This window comes from Pseudomonas sp. 31-12, from assembly GCF_003151075.1.
Taxonomy (GTDB): Bacteria; Pseudomonadota; Gammaproteobacteria; order Pseudomonadales; family Pseudomonadaceae; genus Aquipseudomonas.
The window spans coordinates 2,124,798-2,145,362 of the sequence record NZ_CP029482.1; the positions used below are offsets into that span (position 1 = coordinate 2,124,798).

20 protein-coding genes are annotated in these 20,565 nt (G+C 59.4%); 8 read left to right on the plus strand and 12 right to left on the minus strand.

The window, feature by feature from the left end; translation table 11 throughout:
* The first annotated feature begins 42 nt into the window (after positions 1–42).
* The 6 genes from DJ564_RS09880 to DJ564_RS09905 all read left to right on the plus strand — a co-directional run bounded on the left by DJ564_RS09880 (position 43) and on the right by DJ564_RS09905 (position 3,559).
* The gene (locus DJ564_RS09880) at positions 43–756 is read left to right on the plus strand and encodes an FKBP-type peptidyl-prolyl cis-trans isomerase (RefSeq protein ID WP_109628686.1); all 714 of its coding nucleotides are present in this window, start codon (positions 43–45) and stop codon (positions 754–756) included.
* A gap of 293 nt (positions 757–1,049) precedes the next feature.
* Positions 1,050–1,505: a YkvA family protein gene (locus tag DJ564_RS09885; RefSeq protein ID WP_109628688.1), complete on the plus strand. Its 456-nt coding sequence runs from the start codon at positions 1,050–1,052 to the stop codon at positions 1,503–1,505.
* A 114-nt stretch (positions 1,506–1,619) separates the two neighbouring features.
* Positions 1,620–1,961: a helix-turn-helix domain-containing protein gene (locus DJ564_RS09890; RefSeq protein WP_109628690.1), complete on the plus strand. Its 342-nt coding sequence runs from the start codon at positions 1,620–1,622 to the stop codon at positions 1,959–1,961.
* Positions 1,958–2,329, plus strand: coding sequence for a hypothetical protein (locus DJ564_RS09895; protein ID WP_003223109.1), 372 nt, complete (start codon positions 1,958–1,960; stop codon positions 2,327–2,329). The genes DJ564_RS09890 and DJ564_RS09895 overlap by 4 nt, the downstream gene beginning before the upstream one ends.
* Positions 2,330–2,737, plus strand: a complete 408-nt coding sequence (locus DJ564_RS09900; protein WP_109628692.1) for a sel1 repeat family protein — start codon at positions 2,330–2,332, stop codon at positions 2,735–2,737. It begins immediately after the preceding gene.
* A 495-nt stretch (positions 2,738–3,232) separates the two neighbouring features.
* Positions 3,233–3,559, plus strand: a complete 327-nt coding sequence (locus tag DJ564_RS09905) for a hypothetical protein (RefSeq protein ID WP_109628694.1) — start codon at positions 3,233–3,235, stop codon at positions 3,557–3,559.
* Between the two features lie 137 nt (positions 3,560–3,696).
* Here DJ564_RS09905 and DJ564_RS09910 read toward each other — a convergent pair whose 3' ends face one another.
* Together DJ564_RS09910 and DJ564_RS09915 are read right to left on the minus strand one after the other, a co-directional pair.
* A complete protein-coding gene (locus DJ564_RS09910) occupies positions 3,697–5,487 on the minus strand; it encodes a bifunctional diguanylate cyclase/phosphodiesterase (RefSeq protein ID WP_109628696.1) in 1,791 nt (596 codons plus the stop codon).
* 119 nt (positions 5,488–5,606) lie between these two features.
* Positions 5,607–7,688, minus strand: a complete 2,082-nt coding sequence (locus DJ564_RS09915; RefSeq protein WP_162556189.1) for a carboxy terminal-processing peptidase — start codon at positions 7,686–7,688, stop codon at positions 5,607–5,609.
* A gap of 140 nt (positions 7,689–7,828) precedes the next feature.
* Here DJ564_RS09915 and DJ564_RS09920 point away from each other — a divergent pair, with 140 nt between their 5' ends.
* Positions 7,829–8,791 carry a zinc-binding dehydrogenase gene (locus tag DJ564_RS09920; protein WP_109628700.1) on the plus strand — a complete coding sequence of 321 codons (963 nt, stop codon included), beginning with the start codon at positions 7,829–7,831 and terminating at the stop codon, positions 8,789–8,791.
* Positions 8,792–8,912: 121 nt separating this feature from the next.
* On the opposite strand, the gene DJ564_RS09925 is transcribed toward DJ564_RS09920, so the two are convergent.
* From DJ564_RS09925 to DJ564_RS09950, 6 genes are all read right to left on the minus strand, one after another.
* Positions 8,913–9,566 carry an HAD family phosphatase gene (locus DJ564_RS09925; RefSeq protein ID WP_109628702.1) on the minus strand — a complete coding sequence of 218 codons (654 nt, stop codon included), beginning with the start codon at positions 9,564–9,566 and terminating at the stop codon, positions 8,913–8,915.
* A gap of 34 nt (positions 9,567–9,600) precedes the next feature.
* Complete coding sequence (locus tag DJ564_RS09930) at positions 9,601–10,590, minus strand: ABC transporter ATP-binding protein (protein ID WP_109628704.1); 990 nt, start codon at positions 10,588–10,590, stop codon at positions 9,601–9,603.
* Positions 10,587–11,387 carry an ABC transporter permease gene (locus tag DJ564_RS09935; protein WP_109628706.1) on the minus strand — a complete coding sequence of 267 codons (801 nt, stop codon included), beginning with the start codon at positions 11,385–11,387 and terminating at the stop codon, positions 10,587–10,589. The genes DJ564_RS09930 and DJ564_RS09935 overlap by 4 nt, the downstream gene beginning before the upstream one ends.
* A complete protein-coding gene (locus tag DJ564_RS09940; protein WP_154501365.1) occupies positions 11,374–12,210 on the minus strand; it encodes an ABC transporter permease subunit in 837 nt (278 codons plus the stop codon). Before DJ564_RS09940 ends, DJ564_RS09935 begins: the two co-directional genes overlap by 14 nt.
* Positions 12,211–12,215: 5 nt before the next feature.
* Complete coding sequence (locus DJ564_RS09945) at positions 12,216–13,022, minus strand: alkaline phosphatase family protein (protein WP_109628710.1); 807 nt, start codon at positions 13,020–13,022, stop codon at positions 12,216–12,218.
* Positions 13,023–13,201: 179 nt separating this feature from the next.
* Complete coding sequence (locus tag DJ564_RS09950; RefSeq protein ID WP_109628712.1) at positions 13,202–14,266, minus strand: ABC transporter substrate-binding protein; 1,065 nt, start codon at positions 14,264–14,266, stop codon at positions 13,202–13,204.
* 350 nt (positions 14,267–14,616) lie between these two features.
* On the opposite strand from DJ564_RS09950, the gene DJ564_RS09955 reads away from it, so the two are divergent.
* Complete coding sequence (locus tag DJ564_RS09955; RefSeq protein WP_109628714.1) at positions 14,617–15,330, plus strand: UTRA domain-containing protein; 714 nt, start codon at positions 14,617–14,619, stop codon at positions 15,328–15,330.
* Positions 15,331–15,471: 141 nt separating this feature from the next.
* Here the strand turns inward: DJ564_RS09955 and DJ564_RS09960 are convergent, their stop codons facing one another.
* From DJ564_RS09960 to DJ564_RS09970, 4 genes are all read right to left on the minus strand, one after another.
* Positions 15,472–17,640, minus strand: coding sequence for a mechanosensitive ion channel family protein (locus tag DJ564_RS09960; RefSeq protein ID WP_109628716.1), 2,169 nt, complete (start codon positions 17,638–17,640; stop codon positions 15,472–15,474).
* Positions 17,641–17,718: 78 nt separating this feature from the next.
* Positions 17,719–17,895 carry a hypothetical protein gene (locus DJ564_RS32155; protein WP_178082289.1) on the minus strand — a complete coding sequence of 59 codons (177 nt, stop codon included), beginning with the start codon at positions 17,893–17,895 and terminating at the stop codon, positions 17,719–17,721.
* Positions 17,896–18,074: 179 nt separating this feature from the next.
* A complete protein-coding gene (locus tag DJ564_RS09965; RefSeq protein WP_109628718.1) occupies positions 18,075–19,364 on the minus strand; it encodes a M18 family aminopeptidase in 1,290 nt (429 codons plus the stop codon).
* A 76-nt stretch (positions 19,365–19,440) separates the two neighbouring features.
* A complete protein-coding gene (locus DJ564_RS09970; RefSeq protein WP_109628720.1) occupies positions 19,441–20,547 on the minus strand; it encodes a hypothetical protein in 1,107 nt (368 codons plus the stop codon).
* Positions 20,548–20,565: the final 18 nt, after the last annotated feature.

Genomic DNA, 20,565 nt, shown 5'->3' on the forward strand with positions numbered 1-20,565 from the left:
CTTTACTCGATTGCCCTTTAGGCGCATGAACAAGGAAATAGCATGAAACAGCATCGGTTGGCGGCGGCGGTGGCCCTGGTTAGCCTGGTACTTGCGGGTTGTGATTCGCAGACCAGCGTAGAGCTGAAAACCCCGGCGCAAAAAGCTTCCTACGGAATTGGCCTGAACATGGGCAAGAGCCTGGCTCAGGAAGGCATGGATGACCTGGACTCCAAAGCCGTAGCCCAAGGCATTGAAGATGCCGTCGGCAAGAAAGAACAGAAGCTGAAGGATGACGAGCTGGTTGAAGCCTTCGCAGCACTGCAGAAGCGTGCTGAAGAGCGTATGGCCAAAATGAGCGAAGAGTCGGCAGCCGCCGGCAAGAAATTCCTCGAAGACAACGCCAAGAAAGCGGGTGTCACCACCACTGCTTCGGGCCTGCAATACGAAGTGGTCAAGAAAGCGGATGGCGCACAGCCTAAGCCGACCGACGTAGTGACTGTTCACTACACCGGCAAGCTGACGGACGGCACTACCTTCGACAGCTCCGTCGACCGTGGCAGCCCGATCGATCTGCCGGTCAGCGGCGTGATTCCGGGTTGGGTCGAAGGCCTGCAACTGATGCACGTTGGCGAGAAGTACAAACTGTACATCCCTAGCGAGCTGGCCTACGGGGCCCAAAGCCCAAGCCCGGCGATTCCAGCCAACTCGGTGCTGGTATTCGACCTGGAACTGCTGGCGATCAAGGATCCAGCAAAAGAAGACGCCGCCAAGTAACCAGCGTCTGCTTTAAAAACAACGCCTCGCTTTATGCGGGGCGTTGTTGCATCTGGCGTTCGGCAAGGGTAAACAAAGCGAACGGACGCTGTACGTTGCAGTCATAGCCATTGAGGACGCCGTGCTAGCCGCGCCGACGCGCCAAGTCAATGAAATCTTGGGTTTTTTTATGTGAGTAAAAAACGCCCGATCTGAGTTGAGCCCTTATGAAACGGGGCTTTCAGCCGTGAAATATAGCTCTGTTCACAAGGTTATCCACAATTTGTGTGGATAACATTTCAGCGGGAGGAATGATGAAAGCACCCTGGAATTTTGCTCGTTTCCTGCCACTCGCCGGACGCCTGCTTGCCCGTGGACGCTTGCCGACCCTGCTGTTCGCCGTCGCCAGCAAAGGTGCCAGCCAGGGCAACCGCCTGGGCAAGCTCAAGGACGATTTGCGCCTGTTACAGGCCCTGTGCCTGGCCTACTGGCGTGGCGAGTACCGCGCCATCAGCCCGAAGGCAATAATCTCGGTGGTGGCCGGCCTGATGTACTTCCTCAGCCCGGTGGATGCGATTCCGGACTTCATCCCGATGTTCGGCATGCTCGATGACATCGCCGTGCTGGCCTGGTTGATGAAAGTCCTCGACGACGAACTCAATGCCTTCCGTGCCTGGCGCAAACGCCAAGTGCCGGAGAAGCTTGCGGTGGTCGAACGTCTTCCCGATACCCCTGAGCAACTTCAGCTTCAGGGCCCGAAAAAAACCTGATTCGATTGAGGATCGTCCTTATATTCATACCCCCCGCGACCGTGGCCGCTGTTAGGATTACACTTCTAGGGAAAAGTGCCGACTCGCTAAGTGTCGTTGTCCTACGGGGAAGTCATGGATATTCAGATAATCACACGCGAAGGCGAGCCCGAATACGCGGTTTTGCCGTGGGCTCAGTACCAGGCTCTACTGAAAGCAGCAGGCATCAACCAACAACCGGCGCCCGACACGCCGGTGCGTCACGCAGCATCACCCGACCCGATTCTTCCGGGTCTGGATCAACTACGCAGTTTGCGCGAAGGGAAGGGCATCGCCATTGAGGCGCTGGCCCGCACGGTAGGCATCAGCCCGTCTTATCTGGCCCTGATCGAAAGTGGCGAGCGTCAACCCGACGCTGCGATTCGCCGCAGTCTGGCCTGGGAGCTGACGGTGCCAGGGTGGAGGGATGAATCGTGAGCGTACGCATCAGTCGTCAACATTGGGACGGGTTGCTCGGTGAGCTGGATCAGGCTCGTCGGCAGCGCCATCTGCTGACTTATCGAGCCTTGCTGGAACGTTTGCAATTGCCCACGCCGGCCATGCAAACCCTCACCGCCGCGCTTGAGCACCTGGCCGCGCTGGACGCCAAGGCCGAGCAGCCGCTGCGCAGCTCCCTGGTGATCAGCCAAGGCGCCAGCCGCCTGCCACGCACCGGTTTCTTCGAATGCGTCGAACGTCTGGGGCGTTTCTCCGGTCCGTCCGACGGCGTTGCTGCCGCCTCGTGGCACGCCTCGGAAGTGGTGCGCGTGTTCGAATACGAGTACCCGGAATCGGCGGAGGCCTGAGTGTTTCTGAAGCTCAAGGCACGGGCCGGTTACTGGCTGGCCCGCCGGTTGTTTCACTGGTCGTGGTTCGTGCGTCAGCCGCGCGGCTGGAGCTGGCTCGAAGGCCAGTTCGCCCGCATGGCCAACCTGGGTGACGTCGGCGCGCAAAGCTTCTACGGCCACATCCTGACCTTTCGCGGCGTCGGCCTTGGGGCGCGTGAGGAGGGTGTGCGATTGCTGCGCCTGGCGGCGTTGGCGGGGGATGGCAAAGCGGCGTATCAGGTGGGAGTGATCAGTTTGGCCGGGACACCGAGCAAGGCGCCGGATCCGGATGAAGCGGCGCGGTTTTGGGGGCTCGCAGCGAAGGCCGGGCATCCATTGGCGGAGACGAAGCTTAAAGAGCTGGCGTCTCGCGATTCTGCAAAATAGATCCATAGCTGTTCAACAAATAAACGTGGCGTGAGGGAAACCTCCCGCCACGTTTGCGTTCTGACGTTTCTTTTATTAGCGACGGCGCATTAGAGAATTGCCCTACGCCAACATCGTCCTTTGCTGGCTTCTTTCCTGATTGATCCCCCGCAAAGTGCTGCGCGTTTATTGTTGTGTAAACCCGTCGGAGATTTCCTTCGAGTTGTGGCGGCTTTCATGAACTGGTGCGAAGGAAGTTCACCCGATAGCCTTTGATGGTCACTGAAAACTCAGTGGTGGGGTGTAGGAACCCTTTCAGCATCGGTATTGCGTTAGCGTCGAAACCTGATTTGCGGCCGTCTATGTGCGTCCGTAACATCTGTTGCGGCGGCTGTGCGCGGGCACGCTTCGGCGTGGTCGAGTCTCCGATGCTCGGTATTCCTACCCCGCGTATAGCTGCCACCCAAGCCTGTAGGAAGGCTTTTGGCAGCTCCCATTGTCATCGGAAGGTCTCAAATGCCAACACTTCATCCTGATCCACCCTATGAAAAGCCGGTTTCCCATCCCAAGAACCGCTTCATGGCGCTGACCAGCAACTGCAGCGACATGCCCACCTTGTTCGTCGACACCCATGCGCCGCAGGATATTTTGACCGACGCCGCCCGCTACCGAATCCGAGCCGTCACCCAAGTGCTGGAAAACCTGTCCATGCGCGGTTCGATTGAGTGCGATTCCATGATTCTCAGCGACTTCGCGTTGCTCTGCGCCATTGCGTTGCGTGATGGCTGTGATGTGCTGGATGTGGTTGGGCGGCGGTTGGGGGCGCGGTCAGCGGCTGACTAGATCCTGAGATTTTGGTTGTCTGGTCGGGCCTCTTCGCGGGCAAGCCCGCTCCCACAGGGTTTTGTGTCGTTCACCATAATCACAAACGACACAAAACCCTGTGGGAGCGAGGCTTGCCCGCGAAGGCGTCCGTTCAATCACCGCTGTTCAATGATCAAGTTCACGTCCTGCACCGGCACCACCAAACTATCAATCACATGCACGCTATACCCCGGCACATTTTTCGCGTGATGCTTGGCCTGCGATGCCATCTCCGCCAACTGGCTCGCATCGAGTTGTCCACAGGCCTGTGGATGCAAATGCACCACGCCAATCGACAAGGACAGCAGCGCAAACTCCTGGCGCACGCCCTGGCGATTTGGTGCGATGAAGCAGCCAGCTTCCAGGTGTTCGCTGCGGTAGAAGCGTCGGCACTGGCTCTGGAAGTCGTCCAGCAGCTGGTTCAAACGTCTGCGCCAGTCTTCCGGGCCGAGCACCAGCAGGAAGTCATCCCCGCCGATATGGCCGACAAAGTCGCGGGACGGGTCGACGCGATCGTTCAGGCATTGCGCCAGACACAGCAGGACTTCGTCCCCACGGCCGTAACCGTAGATGTCGTTGAAGGGTTTGAAGCTGTCGATGTCGACGTAGCAGATCACCGATTCCCGCTCCTGTTGCAGCAGCCGCGTCAGGCATTGCTGGATGGGCACGTTGCCCGGCAACAGGGTTAGCGGGTTGGCGTAGCGGGCTTGCTGGATTTTCAGTTCGGTAATCAGCTTGAGCACATCGATCACCCGGCCCAATCCCAGATAACCGCCGTTGAGGGTGATGATGAAATCCTCTTCGATGCGTTGCCGCGCGCGGCTGGTGATCAAGCGGCTGACCTGTTGCAGCGACTGGCTCATTTCCACGGCGAGGAAGTCATCGTTCATCAAGCGGCTGATCGGCTTGCGCGCAAACAGGTCGGTTGCAAAGGGCTTGAGCAACGCGTCCGAGAGCGAATGCCGATGGACGATGCCGCAGGGATGGCCTTGCTCGTCGAGCACCGCCAGTGAGTTCAGGTTGGCCTGGCGGCGGAAGGCTTCCAGCACTGTGGCCGTCGGAGTGTCCCGGGCCACGGCCGGTTGGTCGTTGAGCAAGGCGCTGAGGTCGCAGCCTTCGTCATTCAGCGCCACGGCGGTGCTGTCCTGTTTGGGCATCAAGGCCCGGGCGTCGCGAGGTGGATGTTCCTGGGGGCGGCAAAGCAGATAACCCTGGACCAGATCCACGCCCATCTCGGTCAACACCGCGAGCTCTTCCGGTAGCTCGATTCCTTCGGCAATCACTTTCGCTCGCGAGGCCTTGGCGATTTGCAGGATCGAGCCGACGAACTCACGCTTCAACGCGTCCTGATGAATACCGTCGATGAAATGCCGGTCGATCTTCACATAGTCCGGACGCAGTTCTGACCACAGCCGCAAGCTTGAATAACCAGCGCCCAGATCATCCAGTGCAATGGAAAACCCCATCGCCCGATAGTGATGCAGGGCGTTTTGCAGTAACTGGAAATCGTCGGTCGGGGTCTGTTCCGTGAGCTCGATCACCACCTGGCTCGGTGGGATGCCAAAGTCCTGCAGCAATTGCAGGGTGCGGCCCGGTTGGTGAGCGGCTTCAAGCAGGGATTCCGGAGAGACGTTGAGAAACAGTTTGCCCGGAAGCTGTTGTTCGTTGAAACGTCGGCAAGCGCTTTCACGGCAGGCGATTTCCAGCTCGCTCAAGCGGCCGGCCTGACGGGCGACCGCGAACAACGCGATGGGGGAGTGCAGTGGACTGTTCGAGGGGCCGCGGGTCAGGGCTTCGTAGCCGACAATGCGTCGCTCGGAGAGGGAAATGATCGGCTGGAACAGGCTGTGCAAACCGCTTTGAGTCAGTATTGAACTCAATGCACTCAGCTGTTCGGTCGTGGTCATGGCGATCTCTGGCGATAAAAAAAGGACTGAGCGCCAAAGCGCTCAGTCCTTTATTTCACGACAGAATGATGACTGTATGATGACGCTCCGAAGAGCGTCAGCATTAATTTGCCATCATCTTAATGCTTGGCGACCGCGGTGTTGAGTTTCAGGTAGTCCAACAGAATCCGCCCGGTCTCGCTCAGGTAGGCATCGTCTTCTGGCTTGGTCTTGTCCAGCTCGGCCGCAATCGCGTCTTCGTCTTCTTTCTTGAGCTCTTTGAGCGGTTCTTCGCCCTTGGCCTTGCGACGGAGGTTTTCCATCACCAGTTGCTTGGCTTCGATATCGGCGTGTTGCGCACGACGATCGGCTTCATTGAGGCTGACGGTTTTTTCCGTCATCAGCTTCTGCGCCAGGGCCAGCTTGTCGCGGATGAACACGAACTCTGCGTCTTTGGCCGAACGCACGTCATGCTCGGACTTGAGCTGCGCGATGTACGGTTTGAACGGATCGACCGCCGGCTTGATGGCCGCACGGATGGTGTCCCACGGCATGGCTTCCGGCAGGGCGCTTTCGCCGATTTCCTTGGTGTCGATGATCGACGGGTAATCGATGTCCGGCAGTACGCCCTGATGCTGGGTGCTTTGGCCGGAAACCCGGTAGAACTTGGCCAGGGTCAGTTTCAGTTCGCCATGGTTCAGCGGCTGAATGGTCTGCACGGTGCCTTTACCGAAGGTCTGGCCGCCGATGATCAGCGCGCGGTGGTAGTCCTGCATGGCGCCGGCAAAAATCTCCGAAGCCGAGGCCGACAAGCGGTTGACCAGCAACGCCATCGGGCCTTTGTAGAACGCACCCGGGTTTTCATCTTCCAGCACGTCAACCCGGCCGTCGGCGTTACGCACCAGCACGGTCGGACCTTTGTCGATGAACAGGCTGGTCAGCTCGGTGGCTTCCTGCAAGGAGCCGCCGCCGTTGTTGCGAAGGTCGATGACCACTCCGTCGACTTTTTCTTTCTGCAACTCGGTCAGCAGTTTCTTGACGTCGCGAGTGGTGCTCTTGTAATCCGGATCGCCCGCGCGGAACGCCTTGAAGTCGAGGTAGAAGGCCGGGATCTCGATGACACCGAGCTTGTAGTCCTTGCCATCCTGTTTCAGGTTGAGGACCGACTTCTTCACAGCCTGGTCTTCAAGCTTCACCGCTTCGCGGGTGATCGGCACGATCTTGCTGGTCTGGTCGTTTGGCGCATTGCTGGCCGGAATCACTTCCAGGCGCACCACGGTGCCTTTCGGACCACGGATCAGCTTGACCACTTCGTCCAGGCGCCAGCCGACCACGTCGACCATCTCTTTGTTGCCTTGGGCAACGCCGATGATCTTGTCTGCCGGTGCAACCTGTTTGGTCTTGTCGGCCGGGCCGGCAGGCACCAGACGCACGATTTTTACCTGGTCGTTATCGCTCTGCAACACGGCGCCGATGCCCTCGAGGGACAGGCTCATGTTGATGTCGAAGTTTTCCGCGTTATCCGGCGACAGATAGTTGGTGTGCGGGTCGTAGGACATGGCGAAGGTGTTGATGTACGCCTGGAAGATGTCTTCCGCACGGGTCTGGTCCAGGCGCGCCAACTGGTTCTTGTAGCGCTTGGTCAGGGTTTCCTGAATCTGCTTGGAGTCCTTGCCCGCGATTTTCTGCCGCAAGACTTCGTCCTTGACGCGTTTGCGCCACAGGTCGTCGAGTTCGGCGGTGGACTTGAGCCAAGGGGCGTCCTTGCGATCGATCAGCAAGGTTTCCTTGGTGTTGAAGTCGATTTTGTCGACGCCCTTGTTCAGCTCGGCAAGGGCAAAGTCCAGACGCGCTTTGACGCGGTCCAGGTAGCGCTTGTAGATGGTGAACCCGGCGTTCAGGTCGCCGCTTTTGAGGAAGTCGTCGAACTGGGTTTTCCACTTGTCGAATTCGGCAATGTCGCTGGCCATGAAGTAGCTGCGCGACGGATCCAGCAGCTTGATGTAGCTGTCATAGATGATCACGGAGCGCGCGTCATCGAGCGGCGGCTTGCTGTAGTGATGGCGCTTGAGCAACTCGACGACGTTCAGGCTGGCGATCACTTCGTCACGATCAGGCTGAAGCTTGTCCCAGCTATTGGCTGCGAACGTATTGCTCGACATCGGCATCAGGCCGATACCAATGAACAGGGCTAGGGCGGTGCTGGGGAGAAAATGCTTCATGCTGATTCGACGCGGGGACAATTGATCACGCATATTAGGCCGTCTTTGAAGTCGCCGGTTCCACAAAGGGCCGGTCACATAATGCAAGAAAGCCCGGCGCTACAGCTACGGGCTCAGTCCAGACTCACTATGGAGGCACTGTGAAAGCATTGCAAGGCGTGGAAGGTCAAGTGGAGTGGGTTGAAGAGCCCAGTCCTACATGCGATGTAGGACAAGTTCGAATTCGAGTGGCGGCAGCGGGCCTCAATCGCGCCGATTTGTTACAGAAGGCAGGACTTTATCCGCCACCGCCGGGAGCCAGTCAGGTACTGGGTCTTGAGTGTTCGGGGGTGATCAGCGAGGTCGGTGCGGGCTCGTCCTGGCAGGTCGGCGACCGGGTTTGCGCCTTGCTGGCCGGGGGCGGGATGGCCGAAGAGGTAGTTGTCGACGGACGGCATGTGCTGCCGGTTCCCGACGGTTTGTCCCTGGCCGAGGCCGCTGCGCTGCCGGAAGTTTACGCGACCGTCTGGCTGAATTTGTTTCAACTGGCTGCGCTCAAACCAGGTGAGAAAGTTCTCCTGCACGCCGGAGCAAGTGGAATCGGTTCAGCTGCCATTCAGCTGTGCAAGGCCTTTGGCAACTCGTGCTGGGTCAGCGTTGGTTCTGCCGAGCGTCTGGCGTATTGCGAAGCACTGGGTGCGCAGGGTGGGGTGGTGCGCACCGGCGACCTGGACAGCTTGCGTGATCTGGGGCCGTTCGACGTGATTCTCGACCCGGTCGGCGGCAACTATGCCGCGCTGAATCTGAAAATGCTGGCGCTCGACGGTCGTTGGGTGCTGATCGGTTTGATGGGGGGTCGTGAGGCGAAGCTGGATCTGGCGCAGGTCCTGGCCAAGCGCGTGCAAATACTGGGATCGACCTTGCGCAGTCGCGATGAGCAGTTCAAGGCAGATTTGTTCAGTGATTTGAGCCAGCACGTGTGGCCGCTGTTTGCCGAGGGGCGGTTGAGTCCGCAGTTGGCCAAGACATTCCCGATCAAGGACGCCGAAGCGGCGTTTGCGGAGTTGGCGAGTAATAAGGTGGCGGGGAAGTTAGTGTTGATAATCGACCCAAGCCTGACCTGATCCCCGGCTGAACACAGTCCTGGTGGGAGCGTGGCTTGCCCGCGATTCAGGCGACGCGGTGTATCAGTCAGACCGCGTCATCGTTCATCGCGGGCAAGCCACGCTCCCACAGGGATCTCTGTTACTTCCAGAGATGGATCGGCCAGCCGGCCTTTTCGGCGTGCTCCAGCAACACCGGATCCGGATTCACCACATGTGGGAAATCCACCTTCAATAGCAGCGGCAAATCGTTACGCGAATCGGAATAGAAACTCGCGCCTTCCAGATTTTCCTCTTCCGCATCCAGCCACTCCAGCAATCGAACGATCTTGCCTTCGCGGTACGTCAGCGTTCCAACGGTGTGGCCGCTGTACACCCCGTGCGCCACTTCCAGTTCAATGCCGAGAATCTCGTCGATGCCCAACCGGTCGGCAATCGGCCTGACCAGGTGCGTACCCGACGCCGAAATCACCAGAATCCGGTCGCCGGCCTTGCGATGGGCCGCGATGGCTTTGGTGGCGTCACTGAAAATGATCGGCTCGATATAGTCTTCCACCCAAGGCCCGACCAGATGGTCGACCTCTTCCGGTGTGCGCCCGATCATCGGTTCCAGGCTGAAATCCATGTACTCTTCCATCCGCAACTTGCCGTGGCTGTAAGCGTCCATCAGTTCGTTGTTCTGACGCATGAACGACTCGGGATCGACCCAGCCCAGGCGACCCATTTGCTCGCTCCAGAGGGTGGCGCAGTCGCCGTGAATCAGGGTTTCGTCCAGATCAAAAATTGCCAGGGCCATCAGTGCAGTTCTCTCTTCGACATCAACAAAGGCATCAGGCTACCTCACGCAGGGCCGTCGGATCGATGGAAAGTGCCAGGCGCTGACCATCGGGGTGCAGATCGGCCGCCGAGCGGTTCAGCACATCCACCACCAATTCCACGCCCCGGGCTTCGACCCTATAACGAATCACATTGCCCAGAAGGCTGTGGCTGCGCACTTGCGCATCAAGCTCGCCATTGAGGCTCAGCTCGATGGCTTCCGGACGAATCGCAATGCGATGGTTGATCGGCCGCTGCAGCAGTTTCGAGGCGCTGTCGGCGTCCAGCAGGTTGTAGTTGCCGATGAAACCTGCGGCAAACACATCCACTGGCGCGGTGTAGAGGGTTTCGGCGTCGCCGCTTTGTACGATCTTTCCCTGATTCATCAGGAAAATCCGGTCAGACATGGTCAGCGCTTCTTCCTGGTCGTGTGTGACGAAAATCGTGGTCAGGCCCAGTTCGCGCTGGATCTGACGGATCTGTTCGCGCAGGTGTTTGCGAATCCGCGCATCGAGGGCCGACAGCGGTTCATCCAGCAACAACAGCCGTGGCCGTGTGACCAAGGAGCGGGCGAGGGCCACGCGCTGGCACTGGCCACCCGACAGTTGGTGCGGATATCGCGCGGCGAAGTCCTTCAGTTCCACCAGTGCCAGCACTTCGGCGACGCGCTTTTGGCTGTCGTCGGCGTTGACCTTCTGCATGCGCAAGCCGAAGGCGACGTTTTGCTCTACGGTCATGTTCGGGAACAGCGCGTAGCTCTGGAAGACCATGCCGATCCCGCGTTTCTGCGGGCTCAACGGCACGATGTCGACGCCATCGAGCAGAATCTTGCCGCCATCCACCGACGTCAGGCCGGCGATGCAACGCAACAGCGTGGATTTGCCGCAACCGGAAGGACCGAGGAGGGTGACGAACTCACCTTTCTGGATCTCGCAGTCGATATCGCTGAACACCGTGGTGCCGGCATAGCTTTTTTGCAGGTGTTGGACGCTGACATAGCTCATTCGCTTTTGTCCTTGTTCAAGATATTGGCCGCCCAGGTCAGAACCAGCACAAAGAAGAAGTAAGAAATCACCAGCGCGCTGGTGAAGTGGCCACTGCTGTTACGCATGTTGTTGAGGTAGACCTGCAGGGTTTCGTAGCGGGTGCCGACCAGGATGTTGGCGAACACGAACTCACCGAACAGGAACGAGAACGACAGCAGCAACGCCACCATCAAACCCTTGCGCAGGTTCGGCAGCACCACCAGGAACGCCGCTTGCCAAGCGCTGGCGCCGAGCAACTGCGCGGCGTCCATCAGGTCGCGCAGGTTGATCGCTTGCAGGTTGTTGGTGATCGCCCGGTACATGAATGGCAGCGCGATGGTGAAGTAGCAGCCGATCAGAATCCACGGCGTACCGACCATCGCAAACGGCCCGGAACCATAGAGCTGCAACAGCCCCACCGATGACACTACCGGCGGCACAGCGAAGGGCAGCAGGATCAGGATGTTCATCAGTGCATCAAGTTTCGGGAAGTGGTAATGCACCACGAACAGCAGCGGCAGAATCAGCACCACCGACAAAATCAGCGCACCGACACACACCAGCAGCGACTGCCCGAAGGCATGCAGAAAACGTGGATCGCTCCACAGCTGGATGTACCACTTGAAGGTAAAGCCGCTGGGCAGAATCGTCGCCGACCAACTGCTGGCGATCGAGTAGATCAGCGTCCCGGCCAGCGGCAGCAACAGAATGGCGAACAGCACATACACCACGACGCGGTGATAGACACCGACGGGGCCCAGTTCAGCGCGAGACATGGTAGCTCCTCTTCAACAGCAACTGATGCACGATGGTCACCAGGGTCATCAATGCCACGAGCACCACGGCCAGGGCGCTGGCCAGGTTCGGATCAAGGGAAATGTCGCCGGAGACCATCGCCGCGATGCGGATCGGCAGCACGTTGAAGTTGCCGGTGGTCAGCGCGTAGACCGTGGCGTAGGCGCCAAGGGCGTTGGCCAGCAGGATCACGAAGGTGCCGAGCAGCGCAGGCGTCAGCACTGGCAAGCCGATGTGCCGCCAGAACTGCCAGCCGTTGGCGCCGAGCAGTTCGGCGGACTCACGCCAGTCTTCGCGTAAAGCGTCGAAGGCTGGGTACAACAGCAGCACGCCCAATGGAATCTGGAAGTAGGTGTAGAGAATGATCAACCCGGTTTTCGAGTACAGGTTGAAGTCCTGAATGATCCCGGCCTGCTTGAGCATGATGGTGAAGCTGCCGTTGAAGCCCAGCAGGATGATGAACGCGAAGGCCAAAGGTACACCGGCGAAGTTGCTGGTCATGTTGGCGAAAGCATTCACGAAGTTACGCAGTTTCGAATCGACCCGACGCAGGGAATAGGCGCCGAGTACCGCGATGATGATGCCGAATACGCTGGACCAGAAACTGATCTCGAGGCTGTACTGGATCGCCTGCAAATAGAACTTCGAATTGAAAATCTTGGTGAAGTTGGCCAGGCCCCAGCCGAACTCTTCCGACTGCAAACTGTTGATCATCACCCAGACCAGCGGTGCGATCTCGAACACGATAAAAAACAGGGCGAAAGGTACCAGGCACAACGCTGCCAGCCACTTGCCACGGGTCATGGAGTTCACTTGAGCAGCTCCCGGCAGACAGGTTTGTCGTGGGCCACGCCCAGCAACTCGCAGACAGTGCCGCAGATTTGTGTTTGTTTCGGCGCCGCATCGGCATTGAAACTGAAGGCGTCGCCGAGCACGAACAGCGGCACTTCGCGTTCTTCGGGCAGCAGACCGTTGTGAGAGCGGTCGTTGTTCATGCCATGGTCGGCGGTCACCAGCACCTGATAGCCAGCGTCGAGCCAGCCTTGCAGGTAATCCGCGAGATAGATGTCGGCGAAGCGCGCACTGTTGCGGTATTGCGCAGTGTCGAGGCCGTGCTTGTGCCCGGCGTCGTCGATGTTCATGGGGTGGATCAACAAGAAGTTCGGCGCGTGGCGCAGACGCAGGTTTTCGGCGTCGGCGAACAGGTGCGAATCCGGATAGTGATCGTTCCAGTAGAAGTGACCGTGCTGGATCGGCAGGTCGGGGCTGTCGGTGTGACGATCCCGGGCGGCCACGAACGGCGAGCGGTTATACAGCTCGCTGACCCAGTGATAGGCCGCGGCGGCGGTGGTCAGCCCGGCATCCGTGGCGTAGTGATAAATGCTGCGCTGGTTGGACAGGCGCGAGACGTTGTTGTGGACGATGCCGCTCTCGATCGGCGGGACGCCGGTAAGGATGCATTCGTAAAGCGGTCGGGACAGGGCCGGCAGTTCGCACTCCAGTTTGTAGAGTGCCGCGCGTCCTGCGCCGATATAAGCCTGCAGGTGCCCCATGGCGTGGCGCGCGACCTCGTAGTTGAGGCCGTCGAGCACGACAAGGATGACGTTGTGCTTCATAGGGCAAAACTCCGCGAAACAGATGATTCAGGTACGCAACCAATTCCCCTGTGGGAGCGAGCCTGCTCGCGATGGCGGCGTGTCAGTCAACATATGTGCTGAATGTAAGTTCGCTATCGCGAGCAGGCTCGCTCCCACATTGGATCTCCAGTGGATCTCCAATGTGGGGTTTTACAGGGTTACTTCATCTCGACGAGGACTTCTTCGTTCCACTTCTGCGGCAAAGCCTTGGAAGTCTTTTCCCACGCATCCGCGTCTTTGATCGGCGTGACCTTTTTGTACTGCTCGTTAGGCAGCAGCTTGGCCTGCACGTCAGCCGGCAGCGTGATGTGCTCGGCGCGGATCGGACGGGCGTTGCCTTTCGCCAGGTTGATCTGACCGGCATCGCTGAAGATGTATTCGCGAGTCAGCTTGGCTGCGTTCGGGTTCTTCGCGTATTTGTTGATGATGGTCGTGTAGCCGGAAATCACCGAACCATCGGACGGGATCAGCACCACGTAATCATCCGGGTTGGCCATCTTGGCTTTGTAGCTCAGGCCGTTGAAGTCCCAGACCACGCCGACTTCGATTTCACCCTTTTCCATCGTGGCGATGGTCGGGTTGGCCATGGACAGGCGGCCTTGTTTGGCAATGTCTGCAAACAGCAACAGCGCTGGCTGCAGGTTCTTCTCGTCGCCACCGTTGGCCAATGCTGCGGCCAGAACGCCGTTAGCGGCTTGGGCGGCGGTGCTCACGTCACCGATCGAGACTTTGTATTTGCCGGTTTTCAGGTCAGCCCATTTGGTCGGGGCTTCGGAACCGTGCAGCAACTTCTTGTTGATGATGAACGCGATGGTGCCGGTGTACGCCAGCGCCCAGTTGCCGTCCTTGTCTTTGGCCCAGTCCGGGATCTGATCCCAGGTGCTCGGTTTGTAAGGTTGCACCACGCCTTGTTTGACCGCGATCGGGCCGAAGGCTGCACCAACGTCGCCGATGTCGGCGCTGGCGTTGTCTTTCTCGGCGGCGAACTTGGCGATTTCCTGCGCCGAGCTCATGTCGGTGTCGATGTGTTTCAAGCCGTATTTTGTGGCCAGGTCTGCCCAGGTGCCTTTCCAGTTGGCCCAGTCATCGGGCATGCCGACGCTATTGACCGCGCCTTCCGCTTTCGCAGCGGCTTCCAGGGTTTTCAAATCATCAGCGGCCATGGCGGCGCTGCACATGGCAATGGTCGAGCCTAACAGTGATGCCAGGAAAAGCTTTTTCATCCGAAGCTCCTTTGGGCGTTTTCAACGCTGCGATTGCGGTTGTGTTGGTCTAGGTCAGCAATACCTGAGCCAATTTAGGCGCCGCTGATGACATTTTGATGTCGACGATCGGTCGGCCTACATTTTTCACGCGGTAACGCTCAGGCTTGCGAGTAAGCGTAGACCATGGCTAAAGGGCTGATACGAAAGGACTTGGCCGTGAATTTGCAGGTGTCTTGCGCAACCGTTCGGCGGCTTTGTCATCTGCCAGTCACACGCAGTGCCTAGGCTTGCAGGAAGTTGAAGGAGCCGGTTTGAATCATGGTTTCTGCCCCGAAACAGTGCTGGTCTAGTCCAGATAGGTAACGTTGATGCGCATCGAGACCACCAAAGCGGTGACAGCCATCGGGCAGGTTCTGCAAGAACAGCTCGACCATGGCCTGTTGGCGCCCGGGAGCAAACTGCCGGCCGAGCGCAAGCTCAGTGAGTTGTTCGGTACCACGCGCATTACCGTGCGTGAAGCATTGTTGCAACTGGAAGCCCAAGGGCAGATTTATCGGGAGGAACGCCGTGGCTGGTTCGTGTCGCCACCGCGTCTGGCTTACAACTTGATGCAGCGCAGTCACTTTCACGCGATGGTCAGTGCGCAGGGGCGGGTGCCGTCGACCGAGGTGATCTCGGCGCGGTTACAGCCGGCGTCGGCGGCGGTGTGTGCGTGGTTGCAGTTGCCGGCATTGTCCAGCGTGATCCAGATCTGCCGGGCGAGGTGCATTGATGAGCGGCTGGTGTTGTACGTGGAGCACTACCTGAATCCGCAGTACTTTCCGGGGATTCTTGATTTCGATCTGAATCAGTCGATCACGGAGCTGTACGCCCGGCATTACGACTTGCACTACGGCCGGGTGCGTTTCGAGATCGTGCCGACGGCGTTGTCGGTGGATGCGGCGGCAGCGTTACGGGTGTCGGTGGGGAGCCCGGGGTTGCGGATTGCCCGGGTCAATTACGATCAGCATGAGCGGCTGATCGACTGTGACATGGAGTTTTGGCGGCATGATGCGATTCATGTCGGGGTGGATGTGGTTTGACGGGCGTGGTTTGTCTGTATGACCGTGTCGACCGCATCGCGGGCAAGCCCGCTCCCACAGGAGACGGTGTTGTATCTACAAACGCATATCCTTGTGGGAGCGGGCTTGCCCGCGATGGGGACATGACAGCCACCCTATGAATCAAGTAGCAGACACATCCTTCTGCGGCCCACCACCGGCCGTGATCACCTGCACACTCATCCGTGGTGTCGCCAGATCCATCCCGGCCTCATCCAGATGCCGCTTCAGCGACAAATTGAACGCTCGTGAAACTTCCCACTGTTTGATCGGCGCAGTCTTGAACCGCGCCCGAAGAATCGCATTGCCCGACTCGAAACTCTCGACACCCTGAATCTCCAGCGGCGACCAGATGTTGCGCCGTTGCAGCGGGTCGGTGCGCATTTTCTGGCCGACTTCGCGCATCAGTTTGATCGCCTCGTCGATGTCCATGCTGGCGGGCACCGCCACCCGGAAGATCGCGTAGCCGAATTCCCGGGAGTAGTTCTTGATGCTTTTGATTTCGCTGAACGGAATGGTATGCACGATGCCGTCGATGTCTCGCAGGCGCACGGTGCGGATGGTCAGGCCTTCGACGGTGCCAAGGTGGCCGCCGACGTCCACGTAGTCGTCGATGGCCAGGGAGTCTTCGATGATGATGAACAGGCCGGTGATCAAGTCCGCGACCAGCGACTGCGCACCGAAACCAATGGCCAGGCCGATCACGCCGGCACCGGCCAGCAGTGGCGTGACGTTCATGCCCATGTTCGCCAGCGCGACGATCAGCGCAATGATGAAAATCGCCACGAACAGCACGTTGCGGATCAGCGGCATCATCGTCTGCGCACGGGCGTTGGCCAGGCCTTTGCGCGAGCGGGTGAGGGCGTGATGCACCGCGGTGTCGCTGAGAATCCAGATCAGCCAGGCAAAAATCAGCGTGCCGGCGAGGCTGAACAGTTTGACGCTGACTTCATGGCCTTCGCCTTCAGTGAAGGCAATCAGCGACATGCCCCAGACCCGCAGGCCCAGTTCGATAAAAACCAGCCAGACCACGAGATGGGCGAGGGTGTAGAAGAAGCTTTTCAGGCGCTCCGAATACAACGCATGACGCTTCACACCCCGTTGCGGTTTCAGCGAATGGCGGCGCACCAGGCCGTTGATGACCATGCACAACACCAGCAACACCGTGCAGATCAGTGCCTGACGCAGTGCGGTGCTGGTGTCGCCGGCAGAGACAAACGTGGCGAAGAGCGAGATGCCCACCAGCACCAGAGCCGGTACGTACCAGAAGGTGCCGAGAATATCGATGGTGTCGCTGAGTGCGCGGCGTGTCAGGCGTCGAGACAACGGCTGGTTGCGGATCAAGTGGGCGATCGGCCGGCGGAAGCGCAGGATGAACAACCCGGTGGACAGCGCCGCCAGCACGTTGGCGACGGTGGCGGCGGTGTGAGCCAGGTGACTGCCGAGGCTGGCGACCAGGCGCGGATCGCTAAGCGCTTCACCGAACGCGGCGAAACTGCCGATCAGCCACAGCGGCCGGAAGGCTTGATGGCGCAGGATGTACAAGGCGCGGTGGCGATGCGGGCCGTCGAGCAAGGAAAACGCGATCACGCAGATCGCCGAAAAACAGGTGCCAACCACCAGCGCATAGGCCAGCACCATGGCGAGGCTTTTGCCCAGTGACGAAGGCAAGGCGTAACTCATGTAGACCGTGATGACCAAGGCAATCAGCCACGGCCCGAGTTTGCGCAGTGCGAAGCGCAACATGTCGAGGGCCTTGGGGTGTTGCGGCAGTTCTTCGGTCAGGCCGAAGCGCAGGCGTACCCGGTGACTGACCCAGATCAGCGCAGCGGCCAGCAGGCTCCAGACCATCAGAATCATCGCGAAGGCAAAGATGATCGGCAGCCACTCGCTGGCCGGCAGCATCAGTGCCGCGAGTTCGTCCTTGGCCAGATCAAACTCCTCGGACCAGCGCGTCAGCGGACTGCCCGCTCCGGAGAACTGCTTTTCGAAGGTGGCCAGCGTGCCGCCGATCAGGCCGAGTACGCCTTGTTCAGCGGTCGGCTGGGCTTTTTTGGTGACGTCGCGCAGCTTCTTCAGATCCGCCAGCAGTTTGCTGCGCTGCTGATCGTTCTCCAGCGACTTGATGACTTCGTCCAGCGACTGCCCCAGCGGTTCTTGCGCCTCCGGCTGGGCTTTTGACGAGCTGCCGAGCAGCCCCGGCAAGCCGACCGCCTGGGCAGGCGTCATCGGCAGCAGCGTCATCAGGCAGACAAGGAGGAAACACGGCAGGGCGAAAAGACGAGCGAACACTAGGCGGTCAACCTTGGGATAAACAGATCGGCCGAGTGTACGAGCCCGTCAAAATCAATGCGAGCCAAGGGGGAGGATTTATTCGTTGAGTTTGGCGAGGATCTTGAACACCACGGTGGCGAGGATCGTCAGCATGCCGATCCACATGGCGAACACGCCGGCGTTTTTATCGCGGAAATTGAAGCCGATGGCCAGCATGATCATCCCGGCAAGAATGGGGATGAGCATGGCGTGGAACGAGGACATAGAGATCATGAGCGACTGCCTTGTCGGAGGGAGTATTTAAAGTCTAGGTGGCTTTTGGGCGACCGGTGGTGATGTGAGTCAGAAGTGAGCCTAATGTTGTCGGTTCGATTGCCATCGCGGGCAGCCCGCACCCACAAGGTTTCGCATTAACCTGTGGGAGCAGGCTTGCCCGCGATGCTTTTCAGGGGTTACGGCAATTCCTGGCAGGCGTAGAACGCGCTCAGCACTTTGACCAGGTGGGCCAGGTCATGGCTGCCGCACAGTTCGCGGATCGAGTGCATGGCGAACGTCGGCAGGCCGATGTCCACGGTGCGCACGCCCAGGTGGCTGGCGGTGATCGGGCCGATGGTCGAGCCGCAACCCATGTCACTGCGCACCACGAAGCTTTGCACCGGCACTTCTTCGGCCATGCACAGATGGCGGAAGAACCCGGCGGTTTCGCTGTTGGTGGCGTAGCGCTGGTTGCTGTTGACCTTGATTACCGGGCCGGCGTTGAGTTTCGGGCCGTGGTTGGCGTCGTGCTTTTCCGCATAGTTGGGGTGCACGCCGTGGGCGTTGTCGGCCGAGACCAGCAGGGATTTCTGAATGGTGCGCACGAACTCGTCACCTTCAGGCAGCAGGCGACGCAAGGTTTGCTCAAGCATCGGGCCATCGGCACCGCAAGCCGAGCAGGAGCCGACTTCTTCGTGGTCGTTGCACACCAGCACGCAGGTTTCGTCGGTTTCAGCGGTCAGCAAGGCTTGCAGGCCGGCATAGCACGACAGCAGGTTGTCCAGGCGCGCGCCGGCGATGAAGTCGCCGTGCAGGCCGATGATCGCAGCGCTTTGCGTGTCGTAGAAGCTCAGCTCGTAATCGAGCACCACGTCGGCATTCAAGCCATGTTCCAGCGCCAGCTGATTGGTGAGCACGGCACGGAAGTCCACGCGCTCGTCACCGGCAAATTGCGCGAGGATCGGCGGCAATTCGGTCTGGGCGTTGATGGCCCAGCCCATATTGGCTTCACGGTTGAGGTGAATGGCCAGGTTCGGGATGGTGGCGATCGGTGCCTTGAAGTCGATCAACTGGCTCTCGACTTTGCCGTCGCGGCGGAACGTCACGCGGCCGGCCAAGGACAAATCGCGGTCAAACCACGGCGCCAACAACGCACCGCCGTAGACTTCGACGCCCAGTTGCCAGAAACCCTGGCGCTGCAGTTCCGGCTGCGGCTTGACCCGCAGGCACGGGCTGTCGGTATGGGCGCCGACCAGGCGAATACCGCCATGCAGCGGCGAATGACGCCCCATCTTGACCGCGACAATGGAGGAGTCGTTACGGGTGATGTAGTAACGACCGTTGGCTTCGGTGGTCCAGGGCTCGCGCTCGTCAAGGCGCACAAAACCCGCCGCTTCCAGACGCTGAACAAGGCTGGCAGTGGCATGAAACGGGGTAGGGGAGGCCTTGAGGAAGTCGATCAGGCCTTGGTTCAACTCTTCGCGCATAAGAAGCTCCAGACAGCAGTGGGCGGGAGTTTAACGTATTGGCCGGGGCCTTTGGGCATGACGTGAGCCGGTCACGTCAGCTGGCAGCCTCTACCCGCTTTTTCAGGTACTTCATGATGATCCGCTCATCTTCAGGCTTTTCAGGCTTGGGCAATTGCCGGGGCCAGCCGTTCTGATGGGTCTCCAGCAGCTTTTTCTGTTGCGCCTGGTCCCAACGAAGGATCTCCCGCGAGGCACACTCCCACCATTCGTGGCGGCAGGCCGTGTAGTACGGGTGATCGGGCGCCGCGCTGCCGTAAAGCAGATCGCGGCCGACCTTGCGCAGGGCGCCACTCTGGTTGCGCAGTTTCCATTTGATTTTCAGCCGCTGCCAGGCCGAAGGGAAGGGTTTGACCCGCGGCACGTCCCGGCACAATTCAACCAGCTGCTGGCTGAACCGCTCGCCATGCTGAGAGAAAAAATACGCCTGCATCGCATGGAAAAAGCGTTTTTCCGCAAAGTAGTGATAGATGTATTTTCGGGCTTCATAAATCGGTTTGTCGCGCATGGCGAACGACAAGGCGATCTGCTCGATGGTGTGGATGTCGAAGCCGTCCCGGGTCCATTCGTCGATGTACTTGATGGACTCTTCGAACAGCCCGGCGTCGCGGTCGGTCACGCCACACAATCCGCTGTTGTACAGCTTGAAACCGTTGTCCGCAGTGACGCCGTGAGCGTGCAGGCAACCGCCGAGCTTCACGTATTCGGGGCGCTCACACACGTTCTGCCAGTCGTACTCGAAGCGATCCATCAAGTAGTGCTGCGGCTGGATCTGGTTGAAGATCAGGTTCGGATCGCTGGTGAACAGCGTGTCGGTATCGACGAACAGGGTTTTTTCCGCAAACTGCAGGCCGGCGGCAATCGCGCAGGCCTTGCGGCGATGGTGATAGCCGTTTTCGCCTTGCCACAGGGTCAGGGTTTCCTGGGTCAGCAAGACCGTTTCGACCGGCCAGCCGGCGTAGTCCTGAGGGCGATCCGTGAGGATGCGGATGCTCGGGAGCTTGCCGTTCTTCGCGTGGGACAGCGCGGTCAAGATACTGAATTTGGCTTCGCGCCGGTAAACGTCCTGGCTGCCATAGATCAGGTAGAGCAGTTGATTTCGGGTTTTCTTGACGGGTGTTGCCGGGAATTCGGTAAAGCTCATCGGGATGGGTATCCTTTT

Excerpts from the sequence above, each read along its gene's own strand:
- DJ564_RS09965 (WP_109628718.1), bottom strand. The coding sequence starts at position 19,364 with ATGCGCGAAGAGTTGAACCAAGGCCTGATCGACTTCCTCAAGGCCTCC.
- DJ564_RS32155 (WP_178082289.1), bottom strand. The coding sequence starts at position 17,895 with ATGATCTCTATGTCCTCGTTCCACGCCATGCTCATCCCCATTCTTGCC.
- DJ564_RS09890 (WP_109628690.1), top strand. The coding sequence starts at position 1,620 with ATGGATATTCAGATAATCACACGCGAAGGCGAGCCCGAATACGCGGTT.
- DJ564_RS09970 (WP_109628720.1), bottom strand. The coding sequence starts at position 20,547 with ATGAGCTTTACCGAATTCCCGGCAACACCCGTCAAGAAAACCCGAAAT.
- DJ564_RS09940 (WP_154501365.1), bottom strand. The coding sequence starts at position 12,210 with ATGACCCGTGGCAAGTGGCTGGCAGCGTTGTGCCTGGTACCTTTCGCC.
- DJ564_RS09930 (WP_109628704.1), bottom strand. The coding sequence starts at position 10,590 with ATGAGCTATGTCAGCGTCCAACACCTGCAAAAAAGCTATGCCGGCACC.
- DJ564_RS09915 (WP_162556189.1), bottom strand. The coding sequence starts at position 7,688 with ATGAAGCATTTTCTCCCCAGCACCGCCCTAGCCCTGTTCATTGGTATC.
- DJ564_RS09905 (WP_109628694.1), top strand. The coding sequence starts at position 3,233 with ATGCCAACACTTCATCCTGATCCACCCTATGAAAAGCCGGTTTCCCAT.
- DJ564_RS09925 (WP_109628702.1), bottom strand. The coding sequence starts at position 9,566 with ATGGCCCTGGCAATTTTTGATCTGGACGAAACCCTGATTCACGGCGAC.
- DJ564_RS09910 (WP_109628696.1), bottom strand. The coding sequence starts at position 5,487 with ATGACCACGACCGAACAGCTGAGTGCATTGAGTTCAATACTGACTCAA.
- DJ564_RS09950 (WP_109628712.1), bottom strand. The coding sequence starts at position 14,266 with ATGAAAAAGCTTTTCCTGGCATCACTGTTAGGCTCGACCATTGCCATG.
- DJ564_RS09880 (WP_109628686.1), top strand. The coding sequence starts at position 43 with ATGAAACAGCATCGGTTGGCGGCGGCGGTGGCCCTGGTTAGCCTGGTA.
- DJ564_RS09955 (WP_109628714.1), top strand. The coding sequence starts at position 14,617 with ATGCGCATCGAGACCACCAAAGCGGTGACAGCCATCGGGCAGGTTCTG.
- DJ564_RS09885 (WP_109628688.1), top strand. The coding sequence starts at position 1,050 with ATGAAAGCACCCTGGAATTTTGCTCGTTTCCTGCCACTCGCCGGACGC.
- DJ564_RS09935 (WP_109628706.1), bottom strand. The coding sequence starts at position 11,387 with ATGTCTCGCGCTGAACTGGGCCCCGTCGGTGTCTATCACCGCGTCGTG.
- DJ564_RS09945 (WP_109628710.1), bottom strand. The coding sequence starts at position 13,022 with ATGAAGCACAACGTCATCCTTGTCGTGCTCGACGGCCTCAACTACGAG.